This is a genomic window from Haloglomus halophilum (genome assembly GCF_024298885.1).
GTDB classification, from domain to species: domain Archaea; phylum Halobacteriota; class Halobacteria; order Halobacteriales; family Haloarculaceae; genus Haloglomus; species Haloglomus halophilum.
This window is the reverse complement of the sequence record NZ_CP101166.1, coordinates 1460679-1485683: the sequence shown is the minus strand read 5'-3', so window position 1 is coordinate 1485683 and position 25005 is coordinate 1460679. Positions and strand designations below refer to the sequence as shown.

Annotated in this window: 19 protein-coding genes and 1 pseudogene; 13 read left to right on the top strand and 7 right to left on the bottom strand. The window is 70.7% G+C overall.

Annotated features, from left to right (window positions below; all coding sequences use genetic code 11):
* Window positions 1-581: 581 nt before the first annotated feature.
* The 6 genes from NL114_RS07305 to NL114_RS07280 are packed head-to-tail and all read left to right on the top strand — an operon-like array spanning window position 582 to window position 5687.
* The gene (locus NL114_RS07305) at window positions 582-2540 is read left to right on the top strand and encodes a type II secretion system F family protein (RefSeq protein ID WP_254824131.1); all 1959 of its coding nucleotides are present in this window, start codon (window positions 582-584) and stop codon (window positions 2538-2540) included.
* Entirely contained in the window at window positions 2541-3524 is a 984-nt protein-coding gene (locus tag NL114_RS07300) for a DUF7289 family protein (protein WP_254824130.1), read from the top strand.
* Window positions 3521-4009 (top strand): DUF7266 family protein, encoded by a 489-nt coding sequence (locus NL114_RS07295; RefSeq protein WP_254824129.1) that lies wholly within the window; start codon window positions 3521-3523, stop codon window positions 4007-4009. Before NL114_RS07300 ends, NL114_RS07295 begins: the two co-directional genes overlap by 4 nt.
* Window positions 4006-4692 (top strand): DUF7263 family protein, encoded by a 687-nt coding sequence (locus tag NL114_RS07290; RefSeq protein WP_254824128.1) that lies wholly within the window; start codon window positions 4006-4008, stop codon window positions 4690-4692. The genes NL114_RS07295 and NL114_RS07290 overlap by 4 nt, the downstream gene beginning before the upstream one ends.
* The gene (locus NL114_RS07285) at window positions 4685-5146 is read left to right on the top strand and encodes a DUF7262 family protein (protein WP_254824127.1); all 462 of its coding nucleotides are present in this window, start codon (window positions 4685-4687) and stop codon (window positions 5144-5146) included. Before NL114_RS07290 ends, NL114_RS07285 begins: the two co-directional genes overlap by 8 nt.
* On the top strand, window positions 5139-5687 hold the full coding sequence (locus tag NL114_RS07280) for a DUF7261 family protein (protein WP_254824126.1): 549 nt from the start codon (window positions 5139-5141) through the stop codon (window positions 5685-5687). Before NL114_RS07285 ends, NL114_RS07280 begins: the two co-directional genes overlap by 8 nt.
* A 15-nt stretch (window positions 5688-5702) precedes the next feature.
* On the opposite strand, the gene NL114_RS07275 is transcribed toward NL114_RS07280, so the two are convergent.
* Window positions 5703-7751, bottom strand: a complete 2049-nt coding sequence (locus tag NL114_RS07275; protein WP_254824125.1) for a DUF6517 family protein — start codon at window positions 7749-7751, stop codon at window positions 5703-5705.
* A 189-nt stretch (window positions 7752-7940) separates the two neighbouring features.
* Between NL114_RS07275 and NL114_RS07270 the strand changes: the two genes are divergently transcribed.
* The 4 genes from NL114_RS07270 (at window position 7941) to NL114_RS07255 (ending at window position 11651) form a co-directional block, all read left to right on the top strand.
* On the top strand, window positions 7941-9128 hold the full coding sequence (locus tag NL114_RS07270; protein ID WP_254824124.1) for a sensor histidine kinase: 1188 nt from the start codon (window positions 7941-7943) through the stop codon (window positions 9126-9128).
* A gap of 126 nt (window positions 9129-9254) precedes the next feature.
* Window positions 9255-9542 (top strand): hypothetical protein, encoded by a 288-nt coding sequence (locus NL114_RS07265; RefSeq protein WP_254824123.1) that lies wholly within the window; start codon window positions 9255-9257, stop codon window positions 9540-9542.
* Window positions 9543-9671: 129 nt separating this feature from the next.
* Complete coding sequence (locus NL114_RS07260; RefSeq protein WP_254824122.1) at window positions 9672-10679, top strand: hypothetical protein; 1008 nt, start codon at window positions 9672-9674, stop codon at window positions 10677-10679.
* A gap of 120 nt (window positions 10680-10799) precedes the next feature.
* Window positions 10800-11651 (top strand): M14 family metallopeptidase, encoded by an 852-nt coding sequence (locus tag NL114_RS07255; protein ID WP_254824121.1) that lies wholly within the window; start codon window positions 10800-10802, stop codon window positions 11649-11651.
* 49 nt (window positions 11652-11700) lie between these two features.
* Here the strand turns inward: NL114_RS07255 and NL114_RS07250 are convergent, their stop codons facing one another.
* Entirely contained in the window at window positions 11701-12432 is a 732-nt protein-coding gene (locus NL114_RS07250) for an SDR family NAD(P)-dependent oxidoreductase (RefSeq protein ID WP_254824120.1), read from the bottom strand.
* A 265-nt stretch (window positions 12433-12697) separates the two neighbouring features.
* Between NL114_RS07250 and NL114_RS07245 the strand changes: the two genes are divergently transcribed.
* The gene (locus tag NL114_RS07245) at window positions 12698-14602 is read left to right on the top strand and encodes a beta-CASP ribonuclease aCPSF1 (RefSeq protein WP_254824119.1); all 1905 of its coding nucleotides are present in this window, start codon (window positions 12698-12700) and stop codon (window positions 14600-14602) included.
* A 120-nt stretch (window positions 14603-14722) separates the two neighbouring features.
* Here NL114_RS07245 and NL114_RS07240 read toward each other — a convergent pair whose 3' ends face one another.
* The 3 genes from NL114_RS07240 to NL114_RS07230 form a co-directional block, all read right to left on the bottom strand.
* On the bottom strand, window positions 14723-15166 hold the full coding sequence (locus NL114_RS07240; protein WP_254824118.1) for a universal stress protein: 444 nt from the start codon (window positions 15164-15166) through the stop codon (window positions 14723-14725).
* Between the two features lie 135 nt (window positions 15167-15301).
* On the bottom strand, window positions 15302-17740 hold the full coding sequence (locus tag NL114_RS07235; RefSeq protein WP_254824117.1) for a PHB depolymerase family esterase: 2439 nt from the start codon (window positions 17738-17740) through the stop codon (window positions 15302-15304).
* Window positions 17741-17834: 94 nt separating this feature from the next.
* Entirely contained in the window at window positions 17835-20453 is a 2619-nt protein-coding gene (locus tag NL114_RS07230; RefSeq protein WP_254824116.1) for a prolyl oligopeptidase family serine peptidase, read from the bottom strand.
* A 296-nt stretch (window positions 20454-20749) separates the two neighbouring features.
* Here NL114_RS07230 and mutS point away from each other — a divergent pair, with 296 nt between their 5' ends.
* The gene (mutS, locus tag NL114_RS07225; RefSeq protein WP_254824689.1) at window positions 20750-23497 is read left to right on the top strand and encodes a DNA mismatch repair protein MutS; all 2748 of its coding nucleotides are present in this window, start codon (window positions 20750-20752) and stop codon (window positions 23495-23497) included.
* Between the two features lie 232 nt (window positions 23498-23729).
* Here mutS and NL114_RS07220 read toward each other — a convergent pair.
* A pseudogene (locus NL114_RS07220) lies at window positions 23730-23876 on the bottom strand (DUF5615 family PIN-like protein); the annotation flags it as partial.
* Window positions 23873-24148: a DUF433 domain-containing protein gene (locus NL114_RS07215; RefSeq protein WP_254824115.1), complete on the bottom strand. Its 276-nt coding sequence runs from the start codon at window positions 24146-24148 to the stop codon at window positions 23873-23875. The pseudogene NL114_RS07220 and the gene NL114_RS07215, both read right to left, overlap by 4 nt.
* A 263-nt stretch (window positions 24149-24411) precedes the next feature.
* On the opposite strand from NL114_RS07215, the gene NL114_RS07210 reads away from it, so the two are divergent.
* A complete protein-coding gene (locus NL114_RS07210) occupies window positions 24412-25002 on the top strand; it encodes a DUF1684 domain-containing protein (protein WP_254824114.1) in 591 nt (196 codons plus the stop codon).
* Window positions 25003-25005: the final 3 nt, after the last annotated feature.

Here is a 25005-nt window from a genome sequence, read left to right as displayed (position 1 = left end):
ATCTTAAGTCCGTTAAGCTCTGTGCGTGTTTATTTGACGAAATCTGCGCTATATTCATTATCTCTGAACGATGTGGGTGTGGATGACACCCGCGCTCTCACGGCTACCGGAGCCGCCCGTCCGCTGTCGACTCCTCGGACGACACCTGGCCGGGGCTGGACGTCACCCCGCCGGACACCGGCCGATCAGCGGACGTACGAAGGCGGAGATATCCCCGATAATCGGTCGATAACTGTGAGTTTCTGCGGAGTAAATGCGGTATATCGATCCCTGGGTCGTCGGGCGACGGCTACCCGAGCAGGGTTCGCCGCCGCTCGACGCCGGTTCAGCGTGGAGCGCTCACGGTCCCGGTCGAGCGAACGACCCGTACATCACGGTTATCCCCTCCATATCGCCGCTGACGTGCTTCTCTCACGGGACCCGGACAACAGGTCGGTGTCGAATATTGCCATCTATCTGCGGTGCGAATTATCGTCTAAATCGTGAAAATTTAAGGCGGATACCTCGCCAAAAGCGCCCCATGCTGTCGCAGGGAGCGACACCCACGGACCCGAACGGGGAGACGGATGTGGGGGTGACCGATGGCGACCCGGACTGACGACGGTGCCAGTCGCGGGAACGGGACGGGACCGTTCGCCGTGGTCGAGGCGCTCGACCGCGGCGTGTACGCGCTGTTCGCCGGCCGTGCCGACCGGTCGCGGCACGACCGCGACCGGAAGCGCTACCGCGCCGCCGACCTCCGCGTCGGCTTCGACCGCTACCTCGCACGGGTGTACGCGCTGTCGTGGCTCGTCGGGCTGTGGGTCGGAGCGCTGGTGGCGGTGGGCGGGCTCGCGGTCCCCGCCGACCTGCTGGCCGCGGCCGCGTCGGTCGCCCACGAGGGACTGCCGCTGGTCGAGCGGCTCTCGATGCCCGACCTGCCGCGCACGGCCGTCGCGCTCGTGCTGGGACTGCTCGCGGGCGCGCTCGCCAAACGCGGGACCGTCCATCTGGCGGGGACCTACCTGCGGTGGGTCGCGAGCGCGCGGCAGGCGGCCATCGAACGCACCCTTCCCGGCGCGGTTCGGTACCTCCGGGCGCTGGCCACGGGGAGCGACGACGGGCGGACGCTGCTCCGGCAGGTGGCCGAGGCCGACGCGTACGGCGAGACGAGCGCCGCGTTCCGGCGCGTCCTCAACCGCGCGGCCCTGACGGGGAGTCTCGACGAGGGACTCCGCCGGGTCGCCCGGGACACGCCCTCCCGGGAGACGCTGGCGCCGTTCCTGCTCAAGTTCCGCGAGCACGCCGACCAGGGCGCCGACGCGCTCTCGCAGTACCTCGAGATGGAGTCGCGGATGCTGAGCCACCAGCAGGCCCGCGCCCGGCAGCGCGCCGAGGACTTCCTCGAACTCGTCGCCGAGCTGTTCGTGGTCCTGCTCGTGCTGCCGGCGCTGCTCGTGGTCGTCGTCACCGTGCTGGCGGTGCTGGCGCCGGGACTCTCGGCGCCGATGGCGACCCCGCTCGGCACCACCACGCCCCGGGCGCTGCTGGCCTACGGGAGCGCCGGGTTCGTCCTCCTCGTCGGTGCGGGCGCGACGATGCTCGTCGCGTCGCTCCAGCCACCCAGCGCGGCGCCGCCGAGCCACGAGCGCCCGGGTGGACTGGGGACGCTCCTGACGGCGCTTCGCACGCCGGCGAGCGCGGCGGCCGTGTTCCTCGCGCCAGCCGTCGCCGTCCTCGGCGCGGCCCTGTCGCTCGGCTATCCCATCCCGCGGGCGTGCCTCCTCGGGTACGTCGCGTACGGGCTCCCCGTGGGGCTGGTGGCGGTCCGGCGGGCCCGGCTGGACGACGCGAAGGACCGCGAGATACAGGACTTCGTCCACGCGGTCGCCGGCCGGGTCACGCTGGGCCGGCCGTTCGCCGACGCGGTCGCGGCGGTCGCCCGGGAGACCGACCTGGGTGCGCTGAGCGACGATGTCGACGACCTCGCCTACCGGCTCGACCTGGCCGAGGCACCCGTCCGGGGCGAGTCGGCCGAGCGCGAGGCGGCGGCCGACAGCCGAACGGCCGCACTCGACGCCTTCGTCGACAGCGTCGGGACGCCGCTGGCCGAGCAGACCATCGGCCTCGTGACCGGTGCGCTGGAACTCGGCGGCGATCCGGAGGCGGCGTTCGAGACGCTCCAGACGGAGGTCGGTCGGCTCCGGCACGAACGGAAGGCGCTCCGTTCGTCGATGATGGTGTACGTCGCCGTCGGCTGGACGACCGCGTTGCTCGTCGTCGGCATCGTCCTCGCGGTCCACGGCCACGTTCTCGACGGGTTCGCGCAGCTCTCGGCGGTACAGGACGCCGGGGGGAGCGCTGCCGCGACCGCGCTCGACCCGGATGCCGTCGACCGGGCCCGCGACGGCCGGCGCTTCTACTGGGTCGCGCAGGCGACGATGCTCGCCTGCGGCTGGTTCGCCGGGACCGCCGCCCGGGACCGGTACGAGGCCCTGCTCCACTCCGCCTCGCTCGCCCTCGTCTGTCACGTCGCCTTCGCGGCGGCGGGGGTGGTCTGAGTGCGGGCACTCGGTCCCGGGGGTGGGTGGCCCGACGGCTGCCGGGCCGAATCCGGCCACGACGACCGCGCCGCCGCGCAGGTCGTCGGCGTCGCGGTCCTGCTCGGACTGACGGTCGTCTCGCTGGGCGCGCTCACCGCCGGCATCGGGACCGTGGTCGAGCAGAACGCCGCCAGCGCCGACGCGGCCCGCGTCGCCGACGGGATGACGATGGCGCTCGAACCGGTCGAGCGGACCGGCCGCGCTCGCGAGCCGCTCGCGTTCACCGGTGGCCGCATCCGGACCGTCGAGCGCGATATCCGGGTGCTCAACGGGACGCGGACGGTCCACCGCCTCCACGCGGGCGCCCTCGTCTGGACCGGCACGGGTGGCCGGGTCGCCTCCGTCGCGGGGGCCGTGATCCGGGGCACGCCCGGACAGGCCGAGCTCCACGACCCACCGCCGGTGACCGCCTCGCGCGGCGACGGTGGGGTCCTCGTCGTCGGCGCTCCACGGCTCGGGACCGACGCCGGCCGGACCGTCACCGCCGGCGGTGGGACGACGGTCCCGCTCCGGACGAACGTCAGCCACGAGCGCACCGACCTCGGCGTCTCGCGGTTCCGCGTCGCGGTCGAGACCCGGACGCCGGGCGCGCTGGCGCCGTATTTCCGCGAGCAGGGCGCCTCGGTGGACCAGCGCGACATCGACGGCGACGGCGTCCCGAGCGTCGTCGCGACCTACCCCGGTCAGCGGCGCGCCTACCTCGTGGTCCACGACCTGAACCTCTCGGTGGGCGGTGCGGACTCGTCGACGGCGACCGGGACGTCACCGGGCGACGGAACTGACGACGGCACTGACGACGGCACCGACGACGATGGCGAACACGACCCGTACGACGGCGACGGCGAGCGCGACCAGGACGACGGGCCCCTCCCCATCCAGCCGCCGATTCCCGACGACGTTCCGCCGGGCGACCGCGACGACGAGCGGGGTGTGGACTCGTGACCGTCCCGTCGTCGCTCCGAACGCCCGCCGGTCGAGCGGACCGCGCCGTCGCGCCGGTCGTCGGGAAGGCCCTCGAGGCGGGACTCGTGGTCCTGTTCGTCGTCCTCGTCACGACCGCGCTCTCGACGGCCGTCGTTCCGGGGTACGAGCGGGTCGCCGGCCAGCGGGTCGCGGACCGGACGCTCGCGGGCGCCGCCGAACGGGTCCAGCAGGCCGTCCCGCCGGCGACACGACACGCGACGGCCCGGAGCCGGGTCGACCTCCCGCGGACCATCGCCGGGCAGGGATACCGGGTCCGGACCGACGGCCGGGCGCTCGTTCTCGACCACCCCGACGACGCGCTCGTCGCGCGGAGTCGGCTCGCGCTCCCGGCCCACGTCGTCCGCGTCGAGGGGTCGTGGTCGAGTCGCCAGCCGGCGGTCGTCAGCGTCGACCGGGCTCCCGGCGGGTTCGTCGTCCGGCTCGTTCGGGGTGATGCGTCGTGACCCGCCGTGCCGACGACACAGGCCGGGACGCCCGGGCGCAGATGAACCTGCCCGCACTGGCGGTGGCGCTGCTGGTGCTGGTCTCGACGCTCGGCGTGGCGCTGACGCTGGCCGACGGGGCCTTCGCCGGAACCGACCGCCAGCCCGAGGAGCGCCGGGTCGCGGTCGCACTCGCCGAACGGCTTGTCGCGGCCGACGCCGCGCACACGGCGCGGGGGAACGTGGTGAACGCCTCGGCGCTCGGGGCCGTCGATATCGATGGGCGGTTCCCGGTCGTCGGTGACCACGAGGTCCGGGTTCGGCTGGACGACCGGACGGTCCTCCGACGGGGCGACGCGACCGGCGGCGTCACGGTTCGCCGCGTCGTCCTCGTGCGGCGCGAGCCGCGGGTCGAGCGGACGCCGCCGCTCGCGGACAACGCGACCACGCTCCCCCGCCGGACCGCGAGCGTGACCCTCGACATCGCCGCCGGGCCCAACGTCACGACCGTCCGTGCGAACGACCGGGTGGTCTTGCACGACCCCGGCGGGCTCGCGGGGGCGTATACGGTCCGAACCTCCCGGTTCGAGACGCTCCGGCTCGCGTTCGCGGCCGACCGCCCGGTCGAACAGGGCGACGTGGCCGTCACGTACCGTCCCGCCCGGACGACCAAGGCCACGCTGGCGGTGACCGTCGATGCGTGAGCGCGACCCCTCCGCTTCCGGTGGAACTCGCCGTCGCTGGCGGGCACTCGACGAGCGGGGGCAGCTCTCGCTCCCGGTCGTGGAGGCGGCCGTCGGCGTGACGTTCATCCTCGCCGTCGCGGTGTCGTTCGGCGCCGGCGTTCCCGCCGCCGACACCCGGACGTCGCAGCTGGAGGCGTACGCCGACGACGCCGCTACCGTCCTGGCCGGCGAGCCCCCGCGCCACCGGGGTGCGACCCGGCTCTCCGAGGTGACCCGGTCGCCGGACGCCTTCGAGCGCGAGCGCGGCGCCCTGGACCGGCGCGTCGACCGCATCCTGCCGGACAACCTCCTCTATCGCGTGGAGACGCCACACGGCGCCGTCGGGTTCCGCCGCCCCGCCGGTGTCCCGGTCGGGCGTGCGACCGTCACGTCGCTGCACGGGCCCGTGACCGTGGAGGTGTGGTATGCCTGAGGCGCTCCCGGCCGGTGGGGACGGTCCGGACCGCGGACAGCTCGTGCTCGCCGCGGCCGCCATCATCGCCCTCGCGCTCGTGCCCGTCGTCGTCGCGTACCTGCAGCTGGGCTATCACCCGGACGTGGCCGCGAGCGCCGACTACGACGGGCACGGGGAGAACGCGCGGCGGTTCCTGGAGCGTGCCGTCCACGAGGCCGGGGCGAATGCCACGGGCGAGCACGCCTGGCCGGAGCGCGGCCGCGCGGTCGACACCGTGCGCACGGAGCTCGCTCCACGGCTGGACACGCTCAACGCCTCGCAGGTCGCGGAAGGGGTGGCCTACGCCGTTCGGTACAACCGCTCGGCGGCGAACGCGTGGGCCGACGCGAACTGCCCCGGCGGCCGCGGTCGCGCGTTCGGCTCCTGCCGTGGCGACCGTGGCGTCGTCGTGCAGGAGCGTGCCGGCGAGACCGTGGTCCTGGCGGCGGCGTTCGACGTGACCGTGACGACGCCACGTGGGCACCGTGACCTGACGCTGGTGGTGCGGGTGGTGGGGTGAGCCGGTGGACTCGGCTCAGCCGACGACGAGCGCGGCGTCGACCGCGGCGACCGTGTCGCGCCGGTCGTCGAGCTGCGACTCGGTGAGGTAGCCGTCCGGGCCGACGAGCGGCCGGTTCGGGTCCGTGACCCCGAACCCGTGGACCCCGGCCACGATGGCGACGCTGTTGCCGCTCTCGACCCGCGCGAGGTGGACGTAGGTGGCGTTCGGCTCCGATCCGGCCAGCACCCCGCCGTACGTCTCCATCTCCGTCGGAGTGCCCAGGATGACCGCCTCCGACCGCTCGATCAGGGTGGGGCCGCGCAGCCAGTTCACCCCCTGGTCGGTGCCGACACCGGCCGATTCGAGGAACGACTCGGCCTGCTGGGCGGTCAGCACGTCCGCCAGCGACAGTCCCGCCAGCGGGTTCAGCGACTGCCCGCCGACCGACGCTCTCGGCGTGCTCAGGACGCCGACGGAGAGTCGGTCTCCGCCCAGTTCCCCGGTCGTGACGTCGTCCATCGAGCCCGACCGGACCTCGTAGCTGGTCGTCGCCCCCGCCTCGGCGAAGGTGGAGTCCGGGAAGCCGACGCTTCCCGGGAGATGAAGCATCTCCGTGGGCGAGAAGACCGAGTCGGGGAAGAAGAGGGTGTCGGGGAACGACCTGAGGCCGCTGCCAGTCATCGGGGCGGCGTTCGGCGACACCGTCGCGAAGGCGGAATCGGGGAAGAAGAGGGTGTCCGGGAAGAAGAGGGTGTCCGGGAAGAAATACCCGTCCGGGAAGAAGGTGGAATCGGGGAAGAAGAGGGTGTCCGGGAACGCCTCGGGGTCGGTGCCGGCGCCGTCGGGGCCGACCGGGAAGAACAGCAGGCTGCCGGTCGTCTCGATCTCCGCGCCGGCCTCGACGAGTCGGAAGGGTTCCGGCACGTCCTCGAGCGGCTCCGTGGCGACGAACAGCCCCAGTGCGTCCGGCGAGAAGGTCGAGTCGGGGACGAAATACCCGTCCGGGAAGAACGCCGAATCCGGGAACAGCGCGCCCAGCGGTGCGGCGACGACCCGCCCCTCCTCGAAGAGGGTGTCCGGGAAGAAGATCGAATCCGGGAACAGGACATCCCCACCGAGGTAGCCGAAGGGGACCCCCTGCTCGCGGTCGGAGAACAGCACCACGCCGTGTTCGCCGACGATGCCGTTCTCGCCGACGATGCCGTTCTCGCCGACGATAGCCTCCGCACCGGTCACCGGCGTGCCGAGGAAGTCCCGCAGTCCCGCCCGGTCGATGACCGCGAGCCCCGGGCCGAAGAAGGCGGCCGCCGGCGCGGCGACGAACTCCGCGTCGAGTTCCGCGCCCGCCTCGAACCTGCTGCCCGCCGCGGGGCCGTCGTTCTCCCCGTCCTGCTTGCCGCCGAAGAAGGCGACGCTGCCCTCGCCGCTCCCGGCCGCGGCCAGTCCCTCGCCGAGCCACTCCGGCGAGGTGTCGAACACCGTCTCGGGGAAGAAGACCGTCTCCGGGAACAGGACGCCGGCGTCGCCGGCGACGAACGGCCCGCGGCCGCGGTCGAACGCCGAGCGGTGTGCGACCGCCAGCACCTCGTCGGCGGTCGGCCCCGCTCCGTCGACCTCGGGGGCGAACAGGACGATGCCACGCGGGTCCACGAGGGCGCTCCGGAGGAAGGGGAGCGAGCCGCCACTGATGTCGAACGCGTCCGCCGGGGCGGCCCGGAGGCGGCCGTTCGACGCGCCGAAGGGGCGGTCGCCGCCGAAGCGGAACAGGAGCGGTTGCTCCCTCGCATCCCCGGGTTCGCCCCCCTCGGCGTAGACGGAGGTGAAGCTCTCGATGGTGACGTTGAGGTCCTGGCCGGCCACGGAGCGGCTGAACTCCCGGCGCTGGGACTGGCCCTCCGCGACCGGGGAGAAGCCGAACTCACGCTGGGCCGCGCCCGGCAGCACCACGTTGCCGGCGACGAACTCGCGGTTGCTGATACCGCTGCAGCCCGCGAGGGCGGCCGCACCGGCGGCCAGCCCCATCGTCCGGAGGACTCGACGGCGGTTCCACGAAGCATCCTGGTCGAATCGGTTCGGACTCATGTTTGGTAATCTATTTGAAAACTTCATATAACAAATACTTTTGCGTCCGGTGGTAACCGGTGTTCGGGACCTGGAACGGGACTCGCACGCTCGGCTGACCATCTATTCAGCAGTCTGGGGGCCTGTACGGCCCTCGAACGCTGGGTCTGGTGGTTGGCTTGATAAGGCTGGAGTATCGACCTCCGGGGTATGGAACACGCCAGCGCCACCGACTCCGATACCTCGCGGGTCTCCTGGTACGTTCTCGCCATCGGCGTGGTGCTGGTGCTGGTGTTGACCGCCGAGACGCTGCTCAGGGTGCTCGGGTTCGTGACCGTCCGGCAGACGACGCTGGTCCTCAGCGGCGAGTATCTCATCGGTGTCGTCTCCTCGATACCGTTCATCGCCGCCATCTTCTGGGGCGGGCTCAAGCTCAGACGTGCGCGGTACGCCTCGGTCGACCACTCGCGGGTCCTGCTGTGGGTCCTCTCCAGCGTGGTGGTGTCGCTCTGTATCAACGGCTCGCTCATCCTCCTGACCGAGGACCTGAGCATCTGGTACGTCATCGGGTGGCTGCGGTGGGGTATCGCGCTCGGCGGGGGTGTCGGGATGCTGGTCGGATACATCGAGATGCGGGCGGTGCTGAACGCCCTCGACGCGGAACGGGCCCGACTTCAGGCCGAGCAGATTGAGACCCAGCGCGAGACGCTGGACTACCTGAACAGCCTGCTCCGCCACGAGGTACTGAACGGGATGAACGTCATCGAGGGCCACAGCCTGCTCCTCGAACAGAAGCTCGACGACGAGGAACTCGAAGAGACCCACGTCCGGCCCATCGTCCGCCACAGCCAGGACATCTCCGCGGTCATCTCCGACGTTCGGCGGCTGGTCGGTGTCATCCAGGGCGACCAGGAGCTCGAGCCCGTCGACCTGCGTCGGGCGCTGGAGGAGGAGGTCCGGAAGCTCCGCGACACCCATCCGGACGCCGATATCTCGCTCGATGTTCCCAGCGATGTGTTCGTCTACGGCAACGAGATGCTGCCGCGGGTCTTCGGGAACCTCCTCGCCAACGCCGTCGAGCACAACGACAACGAGAGCCCACGGGTCCGGGTCGAGAGCCACATCGGGGAGGACGAGGTCGAGGTCCTCGTCTCGGACGACGGCCCGGGCATCGACGACACGGCCCGGGAGACGCTGTTCGAACGCCCGGACGCGGGGCCGACGGACCACGGGTTCGGCCTCTACCTGGTGAGCCAGCTCTGTGAACACTACGACGGCGACATCGACCTCGTCGAGACCGGTCCGGAGGGGACGACGTTCGGTGTCCCGTTACAGCGGGCCCCGGAGCCGCCGTCCATGGCGTCGGCGGAGCCGTTCTCCGCGGAATCCCCGACCTGAGCGAGAGCCCGGACGGCCGCCCGTCGTCGGCGTTCGCGCCCCGCTCGATTACCGCCGCTTGGTCACTGGGTAGGGGCAAATATTGAAGGTACTCGCCCCTCGAGGGCTAGTCGGAGTGTGATATGTATGCACGGCACAGGCGGACGGTCGCGATCGAACAGTTCCGGGGCGGTTCCTGAGCAGACCCGTACCGTCGGCACCGTCGAGCACTGCTCCTGCGGCATGGCCGCACTCGTCGTGACCGCCGTCGCGGTCGTCCTGCTCTACTCGTCGCTCGTGGCGGTGACCACGGCGCTGGGGCTCCTCGGGTCGACGATGCTCGTTCTGGTCGTGTTCGCCGCCTGGTTCGGGACTTGGCTGCTGCTGGAGGTCGCCTGGGAGTGGCACGCCGGTCGGTTGCACGTCCGCGAGTGAGTGTCCGGTAGTTCCGGTCGGCATCGGTTCGGTCGGGAGAGCAGCAGCCCCTGGTGGCCGCGAGTACTTCAATGACCGTCCAGGGACGGGACAACCGCCAACCGGGGGGAGGATAGAGTACGGGTACGAATGCGACTCGACGCACGAACGACCCTGACGGTGGCGGCGGTCCTCGTCGCCGCGCTGGCGCTGGTCGCGGCGCCCGCGGCCGCTGACGACGACATCGGCATCGCCACCGGTGACGGCATCAACTCGACCATCGACCTGTCGGCCTCGGGTGGCGAGGCCGGCAACGGCGGCTCCGGCCTGCTCGACTGCGAGGGCCAGCCCACACACCACGAGTGCGACAAGGGCGGTGAGCTGAACAGCGAGGCCGGCTCGGTCACCTACACCGGCGACACCTACAGCGACGACGACGACACGCGCTTCGGCGGCGGCGACGAGGTCACCGTCGCGGGCCAGGGCGAACAGGCCACCGTCGAGTTCGACTGCGACCTCAGCACGTCGCCGTCGGCCGACGACTGCGCGGTCAACGCCACGTCCTCGCAGGGCGACGCGCCCGGGCCGCTCGGCGAGAGCGGCGAGGAGGACGATTCCGGCGGTGACGGCGGCTCCGGCGGCGCGCCGACCCTCCCGGCCCCCGGCGGTGAGGCACCGGGTACCGCCGACCTCGATGTCGGCCTCTTCCAGAGCGAGGGCATCAACTCGACGGTCGGTGTCGCCTACCAGGGCGGCTCCGGTCCGGGCGCGAGCGACGGCGCGGTCGACTGTGTCGGCCAGCCCAGCCATCACCAGTGTGACAAGGGCGGCTCCCTGACGCTGGGCCCGCTCGGCGTCGAGTACGTCGGTGACAACTACGCGGACGACGACGACATCCGCTTCGGCGGCGGCGACGAGTTCATCGTCTCGGGCGGCGGCGAGGAACTGCTCGTCGGCTTCGACTGTGACTTCACCACCTCCCCGTCCCCGGAGACGTGTGACTTCGACCTGGGCTCCTCGCAGGCCGACGCGCCCGGCCAGCTCGGCCCGGAGGACGGCGAGTTCGACAACGAGGGCGAGGCCCCCGGTGACGAGCGCTCCGAGCAGGGTGAGGAGAACAGCAACGACCAGAACAACCGGAACGAGAACGCCGAGTAGCGCGCCCCGCGGCTCCGTTCCTGTCGGATATTCATGGGTTCGCCACGCGGGAGTCCAGCGAGCGTGGGCACACTGGGCCGGACCGTGTCAGTCTTTCCGCTCGCTCCCGGACGGCCGTGTGTGTTCGGAGAAGATGTCACTCCGGCCACGACGGTGCTCGGTCCCGGCGACGATGCCGACGTGGCCATCGTGGGTGGCGTCCACGGTGACGAGCCGAGCGGTGTTCGCGCCGTGCGGCAGGTGATCGAGTCCAACCCCGACCTCCAGCGCCCGGTGAAACTCGTGGTGGCGAACCCGCCCGCAGTGGCCAGCCACCGTCGCTACCTCGATGCCGACATGAACCGGGTGTTCCCCGGAGATCCCGACAGTGGGGCCCGTGAACGCCGGCTCGCGGCCGCGCTCCTCGCGGAGATCGACGACTGTGGTCCGGTGCTCTCGATCCATTCGACCCACTCCTTCGACGACCCCATCGCCTTCGTCTCACGGTCGTATCCCCCCGTCCAGGAGCTGGCCGCACGCCTTCCGATACCGCACATCGTCGATCCGACGCCCTGTATCGAGGGGTCGCTCCCGACCGCTGCCCCCGTCATCAGCATCGAGGCGGGGCGACAGCTCACCGAGGAGGCCACGGAGAACGCCACCGGGATCGTCGAGGCGTTCCTCCGGCTGGTCGACGTGCTCCCCGAGGAGCCGACTGGTGGCGACTCGACCTACTACACGGTGACCGACGCGGTCTCGCAACCGTCCGGCCCCGACTACGAGCTACTCGTGGAGAACTTCGAACGAGTCTCCGAGGGGAGTACCGTCGCCCAGAGTGCCACTGAAGAGTACGTGGCCGACGAGCCGTTCGTCCCGATCCTCATGTCCGAGACCGGGTACGACGATCTCCTCGGGTACCGTGGCGAGACCGCCGGCGAGTCGCTGTCTGCCGCCCGCGATACCTGGGGTGTCGACCGTCCGTCGGACGGTTGATGCGGCCCCGGAGCTGGTCCACCAGTCCCCGCGCCCCCGGCCGGCGCCGCTACGAGAACAGCCGCCGCTTCAGCACGTCCGGCATGAGCCCGATGACGCCCGCGACCAGCCACCAGCGCCGGGTGACGTACGCGTGGCGCTTCCCCCGCCGGACCGCCCGATATATCTGCGCAGCGGCGGTCTCGGGCGAGCACATCCAGAACGTCCCCCCGGCCATCTCCGTGTCGACGAAGCCGGGTTCGATTGTCGTCACGTCCACGTCGGCGTCCAGGTTCCGGCCCCGGTACCGGAGTCCGTCGCAGTAGTTCGAGACGAACGCCTTCGACGCCGGGTACGCGGGGACGGCGCCGTTAGCCATGTGCGCCGCGACCGAGGAGATGCCGACGAGGTGGCCGTGGCCCTGCTGCTCGAAGCGGTCCATCGCGGCCGTCGCGAGCGCCGTGAACCCGCGGACGTTCACGTCGATGGTCTCGCGTTCGGTCTCCCAGTCGAGGTCGCGGTTCTCCTGGCCGACGCCGGCACAGAGCACGACCACGTCCACGTCACCCATCGCGTCGGCGACCTCGAAGAACCCCTCGCGGGCGTCCGCGAGGTCGGTCACGTCCATCTTCGCGACGTAGGCCTGGGTGTCGAGCTGGTTCCCGATGAGTTCGAGCTTCTCGCGTCGGCGGGCTGTCAGGCCGACCTCGTAGCCGTGGTCGGCGAACTCGCGGGCCAGCGCCTCCCCGATTCCCGAGGAGGCACCGACCACGATGGCCGATGGCGGGTCGTCGTCGTGCATACGCCGGCGCTGGCGCCCGCCCGGTGTCAACCCCTCGGAATCCGTCGCTCCCCGTGGTCCGCTGCTCCCCAGCCGTTCGGCAACGCCGGGGGTCGGCCTGTTCGAATCTCGGGACGGGACTGTTCGGTCCCGGGGCGGGCCTGAGACACACCGGAGCCACCATGCGTCTCAAAAGTGTTATACTGCGGGACCGCGGAGAGGCCAGTATCGCCCGGCTCGAGGGCGTCGTTTCTCCGGTTGGCGGCCTCGCACGGCGCACCTATCCATGCACGAAGGAACCCTCAGTGAGTACCGTACGCAGTTACGCGAGGAGCTCCCCGCGGACGCAGACCTCGACGACATCCGGTTCGAAGGTCCGGAGCTGGTCGTCTACACCAGTACGCCGGACGTGTTCGCCAGGGACGACCGGCTCGTCGGTCGACTGGCCAGCACCCTCCAGAAACGCCTGACCGTCCGGCCGACGGCGGACGCCCGCAGCACCCGAAGCGAGGCCGAGACCATCATCCGGAACGCCCTCCCCGAGGAGGCGGGGCTTCGCGACATCGAGTTCCATCCCGAGACCGGCGAGGTGCTGATCGAGGCCGAGAAGCCGGGGCTGGTCATCGGCCGTGGGGGCGAGACCAAACGCCAGATCGCCTCCGAGGCTGGCTGGACCGTCGAGGTCGTCCGGACCCCCCCGATGGAGTCCGATACCGTCGCGAACGTCCGGAACTACCTCACCCGTGAGCGGGCCGACCGCCGCGAGTTCCTCCAGCGCGTCGGCGAGAACATCCACACCGGCTCGTCGGACCCGGAGTGGGTCCGCATCTCGACGCTGGGCTGCTGCCGGGAGGTCGGGCGGGCCAGTTTCGTCCTCAGTACGGCCAACACACGCGTCCTGATCGACTGTGGCGACAAGCCCGGCGCCGAGGGCGAGGTCCCCTACCTCCAGGCGCCGGAGGCGATGCCGCTGACCGATATCGACGCGGTCGTGCTGACCCACGCCCATCTGGACCACTCGGCGCTCCTGCCGATCCTCTTCAAGTACGGCTACGACGGGCCGATCTACCTCACCGAGCCGACGCGCGACCTGATGGGGCTGCTCCAGCTCGACTACCTGGATGTCGCCTCCAAACAGGGCCGCTCGCCGCCGTACGACTCGATGATGGTCCGGGAGGCGCTCAAGCGGACCATCCCCGTCGAGTACGGCAACGTGACCGACATCGCGCCGGACGTGAAGCTCACGCTGCACAACGCCGGCCACATCCTCGGGAGCGCGTCGGCACACTTCCACGTCGGCGACGGCTTCCACAACGTCGTCTTCTCCGGCGACATCCACTACACGGACACCCGGCTGTTCAACGGCGCCGACAACGACTTCCCCCGCTCGGAGACGCTCGTCATGGAGTCGACCTACGGTCGCCGGGGCGACTACTCCACCGACCAGGAGGACGCCGAGCGGAAGCTGGTCGATGTCATCGGCGAGACGCTCGAGGGCGACGGCAAGGTCGTCATCCCGGCGTTCGCGGTCGGGCGCTCCCAGGAGATGCTGCTGGTGCTGGCCGACGCGATGCGGAGCGGCGACCTGCCGACGGTGCCGGTCTACCTCGACGGGATGATCCGGGAGGCGACCGCCATCCACACCGCCTACCCGGAGTACCTGCGTGACGGGCTCCGCGAGCGCATCCTCTACGAGGACGAGAACCCGTTCCTGGCCGACCAGTTCCAGCACGTCGACGGCGGGTCGGACCAGCGCCAGGAGATCGCCGACGGCGAGCCCGCCATCGTCCTCTCGACCTCCGGGATGGTGACCGGCGGCCCCATCTTCTCCTGGCTCGACCTGCTCGGCACGGACCCGGCCAACACCCTCGTCTTCGTCGGCTACCAGGCCGAGGGCACGATGGGGCGGCGCATCCAGCTGGGCCGACGCGACGTGCGACTCCCCCGCTACGACGGCGGCGAGTCACGGGTCACCCTCGAACTGCGGGTCGAGGATGTCAGCGGGTTCTCGGGCCACGCCGACCGGCAGGGACTGGAGAACTACGTCCGGACGATGTCCGACCGCCCGGAGCGGGTCCTCTGTGTCCACGGCGACGAGACGGCGACCAACCAGTTCTCCTCGGCACTGTACGAGGAGTTCGGGATGGCGACCTACCAGCCGCGCAACCTCGAGACGTTCAGGTGTGACTGACCGCCGGTCACCGGCGACCCATCGATATGGAGCGGTTCCCCGACATCGGGCGCCAGCGGGTTGCGCTGGGTCGGCCGATGGAGACGTGCGCGTGCGCCGGGACGACCCTACGAGGGCAGGTCACTCCGCGTTCTCGTCGGCTGCGGCGTCGCCATGTCGAACCGTCAGCACCGGCACCGGCGAGAGCCGAACCACGCGCTCGGCGACGCTCCCCAGCAGCGCGTGCGAGAGGCCCGTCCGGCCGTGGGTCCCCATCACGACGAGGTCGATGTCGTTCCGCTTCGTGTAGTCGAGGATGGCCCGGTGTGGCGACCCGCGGGCGACGGCGGTGTGGACCCGCAGGTTCCGCAGCCGCTCGGCGGCCTCGTCGACGACCTCCTCGCCGTGCCGCTCCAGTTCGTCCAGCACGTCCCCGGCGGTCGGCGTCGGCGCGATGGCTGGCGATTCCGTGACGTACAGCAGGTGGACCACCGCGTCGTGGTCGGCCGCCAGTTCGGCGGCGTGGTCCAGTGCGGCTGTCGCGGGTTCGCTCCCGTCGGTCGGGATCAGGATGGTGTCGTACATGGCCGGACTACCGATTGCCGGGGCCGAAAGTGTAGGGGTGGGTCCCGGATGCCGGGAACCGCCCCACCGACGTTGGACGGGACCACCGAGCTACCGCCCTCAATCGAGGAAGGAGTACCAGCTCGGGTTCGGGGGTTAGTCGGCTTCGCCCGGTTGCCCGGCCGCGCCGGCGTCGTCGGGGTGGGGGTTCACGAGCGGGCCGAGGTCGATGGTGGTGTCGCCCTCGATGACCTCGACGGTCTCGCGGCCGAACGTGCCCGCGAGCATCAGCTCGGCGAGCCCGTCGCTCCGGACGATGAGCGTGAGGTCCTCGTCCGGTTCGAGCCCGGCCTCCTCGATCCACAGCGTGACGGCGTCGACGTTCTCCAGCTTGACGTGGAGTTCGTTGGCCTCGTCGTGGACGTGCTCGAAGTCGACCCACTTGGTGCCCTTCGTGATGCGGGTCTGCGGGTCGCTTCCGGTTTCGCGGAAGTTCTCGGAGACCGCCTTGTCGTACCCCTCGGCCAGCGAGTGGGCATCGACGAGTCCCCCCTCGTCCTGATCGCGGACACGGATGTCGCTCACCCAGTAGGCCTTGTCGTGGGCGAGCCCGAGCGCGGGCTCGTCGAACTCGGGGTCGCGCCGGTAGGTGACCCGTGTCGGGCCGCGCTTGACCTCGCCACGGGCGAGGAACTCGGGGCCCCGGTTCCACTGGTCCCGGACCGCGAGCATCAGGTGGCCCGCCGCCGGGAAGATGTCGAGCTGGTGGCGGTAGCCGTGCTCCTTGAGCTTCCGGCTGTAGTTGATGGGCCCCAGCACCGGCACCAGTTCGTCGATGCCGCCGTTCCACAGCAGCATCGGGATATGCCGGAGGTTGTCCGAGAGCTCCATCGCGTTCTCCTGGTGGGTGGTGAAGAGGGTGAGGAACTCCCCGCCGCCGCGGCCGCCGAGCAGGCGCTGGGTCAGCAGCGGCGGCGACCGGAGCAGGCCGGATGTCGGCCCCTCGATGGGGTCCTCCGAGGGTGGTGCCACGACCGAGAAGCCACGGGCGAACAGGTCGGGGTACTTCGCGGAGAGGATCTGCGTGCCGAACCCGCCCATCGAGTAGCCCGACACCGTCACCTGGTCGCGGTCGATCTCGTAGCGCGTCTCGAGGTCGCGCCACGCCTCGAACACGTCGACCTCGCCCTCCTTGCGGTACCAGCGCCCCGGGCCGCGGGCCTGGGGCATCAGGACGATGCCGTCCTGTTCGTTCGCGATGCTCTCGACGAGCCCGGGCATGAAGACGCTGTACTCGTTGTAGTTACAGCCCAGCGAGTGGAGCATCAGCGTCATCGGCGAGGGCTCCTCGGGGTCGTGCTCGGGCGGGACGTACGCGCCGTACGGCTGGAGTCGACCCCAGAACACGTCGTTGTAGGGGTCGGTCCCCTGCCGGCCGTAGTCGTACCGGGAGGGGTACAGCAGCGTCAGGTAGCCCGTCTTCGGGACGCGGCTGTCGTCCAGCCCCGAGCGCAGTTTGGCGAAGTCCAGGTCCGTGTGGAACCGGGAGATGTCCCGCTCGGCCAGGGCACGGGCCTGGCCGTACTCGCGCCAGTTGCCCCGCCCGATGGTCCGGGGGAGTTCCCCGTCCAGCGCGGCCGTCACCTCGTCGACCGCCGAGTCCAGCCCCGGGATGGGCGTCACCCGGCTCAGCGTCCCCGTCAAGAACCGGGGGAGCCCACCGATGAGCACGTTCCGGAACGCCTGGCTCAGCCCCAGCAGGTTGAGCTCCTCCTCCTGGAGCGGCTCGTCGAACCGGAACCCCACGTTGAACACCGGCGGCGGGTTCGAGGAGGGCCGGGCGCCGCCGGGCAGGTCGTCGGTCGGGCTCTCGCGGGGCTGTTTGAACTGCTCCCCGTCGGGGTCCCACAGCCCGGTCACGCAGTAGTGGCGCCAGGTCTCGACGCCCGGGTCCAGCGGGACCCGGACCTCGATCTGGTTGCGCTCGACGTCGACGCTCACCCGGTCGTCGTCGAGGCGCTCGCCGTCCAGCTCGGCACCCGTGCCCCACGTCACGAGGACGTGGTCGGCCGGGGCACCCAGGTCGCCCAGGCCGTACCCCCAGTCGCTCGACCCGGCGACGGGCCCGCCCGACGCCGTCGTGTCGATGCCGACCGCGACGGCGGTCAGGTCGGGTTCGACCATCGCGTTCAGCGTGAAGCGGTAGACGATCTCGTCGCCCTCGTCCGGGTCGGCGTCGACCCGGGCACGGAACTCCAGCAGGTCCGCGCAGTTGAACGCGTAGCGGTTGTGGTCGTTGGGGTAGAACAGGTCGCCGGTGGCCGGCGAGAAGCTCCCGTAGGCGCTCTGGGTGTTGGCCGGCGCCCGCGACAGCACGGACCGCTGGTCGGCACCGTGGTCGTCGAAGACGTAATCCTGGTAGAGGTACTCGCCGTCGTCGTACGCGGCGGCGCCACAGACGAGCAGCGGGTCGGCCTCCCAGCCGGGGCCGTTCTCCAGCGGCGGTGGGGTCGGGTTCGACCCGTACAGCGCGTCCGGCCCCGGCCGCGGTGAGGTGGTCGGCAACTCGGCCGGGTCGCCGTGGTCCTCGGACATAGCCGTCCCTTTACGTACGCAACTGTAAACCTGTTTCCTTGTTTCTGGTGGTGTGTTTATAAATCGGCGCCGGTCGGGGCGGGATGTCCCCCGCTCACGCGATGGGGTCGACCGTCGTGGTCGCGCCGTCGCGGTCCTCGGGAAGCGTGACCTCGCGCTCGCCCTCGGCACTGGAGAGGACGACCGTCGTCTCGTTGCTCGCGCGGTAGTCGATGCGCAGTTCCGCGGTGGGGTCGAGCTTCGCCCCCTCCATGTGGACGGTGACCTCGTCGACGCCCCAGCAGGTGATGTTGAGCGCGTTGGCGGGCGCGTAGCGCTCGTGGCCGTCGCGCTCGTCGTCGTCGGCGAGGTTGCGCTCGCCGTCCCCGTCCGCCTCGTCCGGGTCGACCCACTCGACGCCGCGGGTGACGTGGGGCTGGGGCTGGCTCCCGGTCCAGTTGAAATGCTTCACGTGGGGCGCCTCGTAGCCCTCGGCCAGCGAGATGGCGTCGACGCGGCCGCTGGAGAACTCCTCGTGGGCGGTGATGCCGTCCACCCAGTAGGCTCCGTCGTGGACCAGGCCGAACTCGGGGTAGTCGAACTCGGGGACGTGCTTGTACGTGACCCGCTTCGGTTCGGCCTCGCGGTGGCCCTCGGCGACGTACTCCGGGCCGCCGCTCCACTCGTCACACGCCGCGAGTATCATGTGTGTCCCGCCGGGGAACACGTCGATGCGGTGCCGATAGTCGAACTCGTCCATCCGCCGGGCGTAGTTCGCCGGGCCGAGGATGGGCACCAGCGGGTCGGCTGCGCCGTTCCACAGCAGCATCGGGACGTGCCGGAGGTTGTCGGTCAGGCGGAGTGCGTCCTCGGGCTTGTCGCCGAAGACGGTGATGAGGTCGCCGCCGTCCTCGCCGCCGAACAGGCCCGTCATGATCTCCGCGGGCGTCTCCAGCATGCTGTTGGTCGGGCCCTCCAGCGGGTCCTCCGAGGGTGTGCCGACGATGGAGAAGCCCCGGGCGAACACGTCCGGGTGCTTCCCAGTGAGGAGGTGAACACCGTAGCCGCCCATCGAGTAGCCCGACACCGTGACGCGGTCCATATCGACCTCGTAGCGCCCCCGGAGGTCCCGCATCGCCTCGAACACGTCGAGCTCGGCCTGGCGCTGGTACCACAGCCCCGGACCGCGGGCCTGCGGGGTCATCACGATGGCGCCGTACTCCTCGGCGAACCCCTTCACGTAGTTGGGCATGAACGTCGCGTACTGGTTGTAACAGCAACCCAGCGAGTGCAACAGGAGTGCCAGCGGCGCCGGGTCGGGGTCGTCGTGGTCGTAGCTCTCGGGGATGTAGGCGCTGTAGGGCTGGAGGCGACCGTAGAAGACGTTCCGGTGGGGGTCGACGCCGTCGTGGTCGAACTCGTGGCGCGAGGGGTAGAGGAACGAGTGGTAGCCGCCGGTCGGCAGGTCGCGCTCGGTCACCGCCTCGCGGAGCTTCTCGAAGTCGATATCGGCGTGGAACTCGGAGATGTCGCGCTCGGCGAGCGCGAACGCCTGTGCGGTGTCGCGCCAGTTCCCGTGGCCGAACACGCGCGGGTAGCCGTCGAGGTCGCCGACGATATCGGTGAGGTCACCGGCCAGCCCGAGCGGGTCCAGCGGGTTCCCGCTCAGCGGGTTCCGCAGGCTGTCCCCGATGGCGTCGCCGATGCCCTGCACACGGCCGAGCAGGCGCTGGGGGTCCTGTACCTCCCCCAGCAGTGTCCCCGGCAGGTCCAGGCCCATCGATGTCAGCCGCGGGAGCAGGTTGTCCGCATCCACGTTCCGCGCCACCGGCTCGTCGAACCGGAAGCCGACGTTGAACACGGGGGGGAGCTCCTCGGCACCCTCGCCGCCGCCGGGGTACTCGTCGTCGACGGCCGTGTTGACCCGCTTGAACCCCTCGCGCTCGCGGTCCCAGAGCCCGACGGCGCAGTAGTGGCGCCAGGTCTCCGCGCCCGGCTCCAGCGGAACCTCCACCTCGATCTGGTTGCGTTCCATGTCGACGACGAGACGCTCCTCGTCGAGCGGCTCGCCGTCGAACTCGGCGCCGGTGCCCCACGTCACGAGCGTGTGGTCGACCGGGGCGCCCAGCTCGCCGAGGCCGTAGCCCCAGTCCGTTCTGCCCCCGTCCGGGTCGCCCTCGCCGGAGGTGTCGATGCCGATGGCGACCGCTGCGGCGTCCTCGGCGCGCATCGTGTTCAGCGTGATGCGGTAGGCGACCCCCTCGTCCGTCGGTCGGGCGCGGAACTCCAGCAGGTCGGCGGCGTTGTACGCGTAGCGGTCCTCATCGCGTGGGTAGTAGTAGTCGCCCGTCGGCTGCTGGTAGACCCCGCCGACCGCCTTCGCCCCCTCGGGCGGCTCGGCGTACATCGGCGTCACGTCGGCGCCGTGGTCGTCGAAGACGTAGTCCTGGTAGAGGTACTCCCCGTCGGCGTACGCGTCGGTACCGGAGACGAGCAGCGGCTCGGCCTCCCAGCCGGGCCCGTTCTGCAGCACCGGCGGCGTCGGGTTCTCCCCGTACAGCGCGTCCGGGCCCGGTCGCGGCATCCCCTCGGGGACGAAGTCCTCGCGTCGGTCCTGTGCGGGCGCCGGCTCCGGCGCCGTGCCGCCCTCGGCATCCGCGTCCGTATCCGCGTCCGCGTCCGCATCCGCAGTCCCACCATCCGTGGCCGGCTGGGCCACGTCGTGCTCGGTCATATCCTCCAATGACGGTCCTGTTGCAAAAGGCTTCAGCCGGCAGTTCTACGGGGTTTTATCCCCGATACGACCGTGTCTATGCCTCTCACGAGACGGGGTGGCACGGGTGTGGCACGGCCGTCGGTCCGTCGGCTATTTCCCGGCCGGGCACGGACGGGACGGCCATGGACGAGGACGCCGGCACGGACCGGGACGGGGAGCCCGACGGGGCTCCGGACGGCGGCGCGGCCGAGGGGTCGCCCCGGGACGATGTCGAGGACGCCCCCGCGGACCCGGCGCTGGGCGCGCCCGACGGGATGGACCCCGACGAGCTGACGCCGATGCTCTCCCAGTACTACGAGCTGTGTGCCCGCTACGAGGACTCGCTCGTGCTGTTCCAGGTGGGCGACTTCTACGAGACGTTCTGCGAGGCGGCGGAGACGACCGCGCGGCTCTGCGAGATCACGCTCACGAAGCGCGAGGACTCGACCGGCCGGTATCCGATGGCGGGCATCCCCATCGACAGCGCCGAGAGCTACATCGAGACGCTGCTGGATGCGGGCTACCGCGTCGCCGTCGCCGACCAGGTCGAGGACCCCGAGGAGGCCTCGGGCTGTGTCGAGCGCGCGGTGACGCGCGTCGTGACGCCCGGCACCCTCACCGAGACGGAACTCCTGCGCGGCGCCGACAACAACTTCGTCGCGGCGCTGGCCGTGGGCGATGCCGGCGACGGCGTCGCCGGCGGGCGCACGTACGGGCTCGCGCTGCTGGACGTGTCGACGGGCGACTTCTACGCGACCGGCCTGCACTCGCTGGACGCGGTGGCCGACGAGGCCGGCCGGTTCGTGCCCAGCGAGGTGGTGGTCGGTCCCGATGTCGACGACGAGGCCGTCGCCGAGGCGTTCCCCGCGGAGGCGATGGTGACCCGCTACGACCCGGTCGCGTTCGACGCCGAGGTTGCCCGCGAGCGCGTCGGGACGTACTTCTCCGCGGAGAGCGACTCGCTCGCGAGCGAGGCCGAGACCCGCTCGTGCGGCGCGCTGCTCGCGTACGCCGAGTACACGCGCGGCGGCTACCAGGAGGGTGCCGGCGCCGTCGACGACGGCGAGGTGGACGAGACCGGGCTGGACCCCTCGGAGGTGCCACCCGAGCCGCGGCTCGACTACCTCAACCATCTCACCCGCTACGACCCCCGCGAGTACATGCTCCTCGATGCGGTCGCGGTGCGCTCGCTGGAGCTGTTCGAGCCCCGGCACGTCCACGGCGCGGCCGGCACCGCGCTGGCGGACGTACTGGACGAGACGGCCTGCGCGCTCGGGCGGCGCGAACTGACGGACTGGCTCCGGCGGCCGCTCCTCGATACGGAGCGCATCGAGGCCCGGCAGGACGCCGTCGAGGAGTTCCTGACCGATGTCCGCACGCGCGAGCGTCTGCACGACCGCCTGGCCGACGTCTACGACATCGAGCGGCTCGTCGCCCGGGTCTCCCGGGGTCGCGCGAACGCGCGTGACCTCCGCTCGCTCCACGACACGCTCGCGGTGGTGCCGGACCTCCGGAACGCCCTCGCGGACGCCGAGTCGGAGCCGGTGCGCCGCCTCCGCGAGCGCCTCGACCCCGTCGCGGACGTGCGCGAGGCCATCGCCGCTGCCGTCCGGGAGGACCCGCCGCCGGAACTGACCGAGGGCGGCGTCATCCGGGAGGGGTACGACGACCGACTGGACGAACTCCGCGCGACCGAACGCGAGGGCAAGCAGTGGATCGACGACCTCGAAGCGAGCGAGCGCGAGCGGACCGGCGTCGACTCGCTGAAGGTCGGGCACAACCAGGTCCACGGCTACTACATCGAGGTGACGAAGGCGAACCTCGACGCCGTGCCCGACGAGTACCAGCGCCGGCAGACGCTGAAGAACGCAGAGCGGTTCGTCACGCCCGACCTGAAGGAGCGCGAGGACGAGATCCTCCGGGCCGAGGACCGCGCCGACGACCTGGAGTACGAGCTGTTCCGCGAGTTGCGCGACGAGGTGGGCACCGAAGCCGAGCGCATCCAGGGGCTCGCCTCGGCGCTGGCCGACCTCGACGCGCTCGTGGCGCTCGCCACCGTGGCGGCCGAACACGGCTACACGCGACCCGAGGTCGGTGCCGACCGCTTCGATATCGAGGCCGGACGCCACCCCGTCGTCGAGCGCGCCGAGGAGCGGTTCGTCCCCAACGGAACCGACCTCGACCCCGGCACGGTCGCGGTCATCACCGGGCCGAACATGAGCGGGAAGTCGACGTACATGCGCCAGGTCGCGCTCGTCTCGGTGCTCGCGCAGGTGGGGTCGTTCGTGCCCGCGCGGGCGGCCCGCCTGCCCGTCGTGGACCGCGTGTTCACCCGCGTCGGCGCCAGCGACGACATCGCGGGCGGGCGCTCGACGTTCATGGTGGAGATGACCGAGGTGGCCGACATCCTCCGTGCGGCGACGCCGCGCTCGCTCGTGTTGCTGGACGAGGTGGGCCGGGGCACCTCGACCGCCGACGGCTTCGCGCTCGCCCGCGCCGTCACGGAGTACCTCCACGACGAGGTGGGCGCGACGGTCCTGTTCGCGACCCACCACCACGACCTGACCGAGCTGGCGGCCGAGTTACCCGACGCCGTCAACCGTCACTTCCCCGCGACCGAGCGCGACGGCGAGGTCGTCTTCCGCCACGACCTCCAGCCTGGCTCGTCGACCGCCTCCTACGGCGTGGAGGTGGCGGACGCCGCCGGGGTGCCCGAACAGGTGGTCGAGCGCGCACACGAACTGCTGGCTCGGGAGATGGGTGGTGGCGAGCCCCATGACGGCGACTCTGCGGGTGCAGACGCCGGTTCAGGTGCCTCCGAAGGGTCGGCTTCCGGTGGAACTGGGGGGTCGTCCACGAACGCTCCCGTTTCGGGTGGAACCGGCACCGTCACGGGGGACGGCGGCCACGATGTCGAGCGGCTGGTCGCGGAACTGGACGCCGTGGACCTCGGGAACACGACGCCGCTGGAGGCGCTGAACCAGCTGTCCGAGCTGAAACGGCTGCTAGATGAGTCGGAGTAGGCGTGCCGGGTGCTACTGCTGGAGCCAGTCGTGCCACTCGTCGAGTTCGACGAGCTGGTTCTCGACACCTCCTGTTCCGTACTGGTCGAAGACCGCATCCACCGCACGGGCGAGCCCCTCGGGGTCGGTGTCCGGGAGATTCTGTTCGTAGTACAGCAGTATTCCCGCGGTCGTGCTCCTGGTGCAGGCGCTCGAAATCCTTCGCGTTGTTCGTCAGGAGAACTCTGCCGTGCTCGCCACACCACTCCAGCAGTTCGGTGTCGCTCGTGTGTTCACCGAAGCGGTCCTTGGCCTGGTCGACGTCGTGCCCCCGCTCGTGGAGTAGCCGCTCGAAGACGCGACCGACGTGTTCGTCGAGGAGAAGCCGCGCCGCCGTCACTGCACCGGTTCTTTCGGTTTCAGCGACGATTCCCGGACGCGCTCGAACGCGTCGCTGTTCTCCCGTTCGAACTCCCGCATCTCGTCGATGTGCTCGTAGTAGTACGAGAGTGACTCGTAGACCACTGCCAGCGAGAGGTCCAGCTGGTCGGCGACGTACGCGGGGGACTGGCCGCCATCGATCACCCGTGCCGCGATGTGGCGAACTCCGACGCGTGTCCCCTCGATGCGGGGTTCGCCGCCGAGGACGTCCTCGTCACGGGTGATGCTCATAGGTGGTCTATGCTGCCTCGTCGGTTATACGTTTTCGGCGGCCGTCGGTGACTCGCTGCCGCCGGAGACGCTGGGCTCGAGTTCCATTCCGGGGTGATTCTGAATGAACGTGCCGAATTTATCTCGAGGGGTTTGCTCAAATTATTTAGTATGGGATCAGCATACTTGACTGGAATATTACTGTATATCCTCGTCTCCACACTACATCGTCCGACCGGCTACGAGCCCCGACGGTTTACCCGTCCGCCGACCCAACCCCCGGTATGAGCATCGACGACGCCGATTTCGACGCCGACGCGTGGGCCAGCGAGCTCGAGGAGTACCGCGCCGAGAAGGACCAGTTCTTCGCCGAGCACCGGCAGTCGCCCATCCCGGAGGCCGACCGCGAGGAGTTCGAGGGGCTGACCTACTACGACCCGGACCCCTCGTTCCGCGTGGCGGCGCGGGTCGAACCCGCCGACGGCGAGGACACCATCGAACTGGAGATGACGCAGGGCGAGCCCCAGCAGTACGAGCGCGTGGCGAAACTCGTCTTCGACCTCGACGGCGAGGAGCACGAACTGTACGGCTACGAGCAGGCCGACCCGCACGACGACGCCGAGGACGACACCACGACGCTGTTCGTCCCGTTCCGGGACGGCACCACGGGTGACACCACCTACGGCGCGGGCCGCTACATGGAGTTCGAGGTGGAGGGCGACCTCGCCGAGGCCGACGAACTCCCCCTCGATTTCAACCTCGCGTACCACCCGTTCTGCGTCTACAACGAGGCCTTCGCCTGCCCGCTGGCGCCGCCGGAGAACACGCTGGAGGTGCGCATCGAGGCGGGCGAGCGGCTGGCGCGCTCGGTCTGAGCG

What these genes read in the sequence shown, in the direction of transcription:
- NL114_RS07305 (WP_254824131.1), top strand. Translation starts at nt 582, where the DNA reads ATGGCGACCCGGACTGACGACGGTGCCAGTCGCGGGAACGGGACGGGA.
- NL114_RS07285 (WP_254824127.1), top strand. Translation starts at nt 4,685, where the DNA reads ATGCGTGAGCGCGACCCCTCCGCTTCCGGTGGAACTCGCCGTCGCTGG.
- NL114_RS07280 (WP_254824126.1), top strand. Translation starts at nt 5,139, where the DNA reads ATGCCTGAGGCGCTCCCGGCCGGTGGGGACGGTCCGGACCGCGGACAG.
- NL114_RS07275 (WP_254824125.1), bottom strand. Translation starts at nt 7,751, where the DNA reads ATGAGTCCGAACCGATTCGACCAGGATGCTTCGTGGAACCGCCGTCGA.
- NL114_RS07270 (WP_254824124.1), top strand. Translation starts at nt 7,941, where the DNA reads ATGGAACACGCCAGCGCCACCGACTCCGATACCTCGCGGGTCTCCTGG.
- NL114_RS07265 (WP_254824123.1), top strand. Translation starts at nt 9,255, where the DNA reads ATGCACGGCACAGGCGGACGGTCGCGATCGAACAGTTCCGGGGCGGTT.
- NL114_RS07260 (WP_254824122.1), top strand. Translation starts at nt 9,672, where the DNA reads ATGCGACTCGACGCACGAACGACCCTGACGGTGGCGGCGGTCCTCGTC.
- NL114_RS07250 (WP_254824120.1), bottom strand. Translation starts at nt 12,432, where the DNA reads ATGCACGACGACGACCCGCCATCGGCCATCGTGGTCGGTGCCTCCTCG.
- NL114_RS07245 (WP_254824119.1), top strand. Translation starts at nt 12,698, where the DNA reads ATGCACGAAGGAACCCTCAGTGAGTACCGTACGCAGTTACGCGAGGAG.
- NL114_RS07240 (WP_254824118.1), bottom strand. Translation starts at nt 15,166, where the DNA reads ATGTACGACACCATCCTGATCCCGACCGACGGGAGCGAACCCGCGACA.
- NL114_RS07235 (WP_254824117.1), bottom strand. Translation starts at nt 17,740, where the DNA reads ATGTCCGAGGACCACGGCGACCCGGCCGAGTTGCCGACCACCTCACCG.
- NL114_RS07230 (WP_254824116.1), bottom strand. Translation starts at nt 20,453, where the DNA reads ATGACCGAGCACGACGTGGCCCAGCCGGCCACGGATGGTGGGACTGCG.
- mutS (WP_254824689.1), top strand. Translation starts at nt 20,750, where the DNA reads ATGGACCCCGACGAGCTGACGCCGATGCTCTCCCAGTACTACGAGCTG.
- NL114_RS07215 (WP_254824115.1), bottom strand. Translation starts at nt 24,148, where the DNA reads ATGAGCATCACCCGTGACGAGGACGTCCTCGGCGGCGAACCCCGCATC.
- NL114_RS07210 (WP_254824114.1), top strand. Translation starts at nt 24,412, where the DNA reads ATGAGCATCGACGACGCCGATTTCGACGCCGACGCGTGGGCCAGCGAG.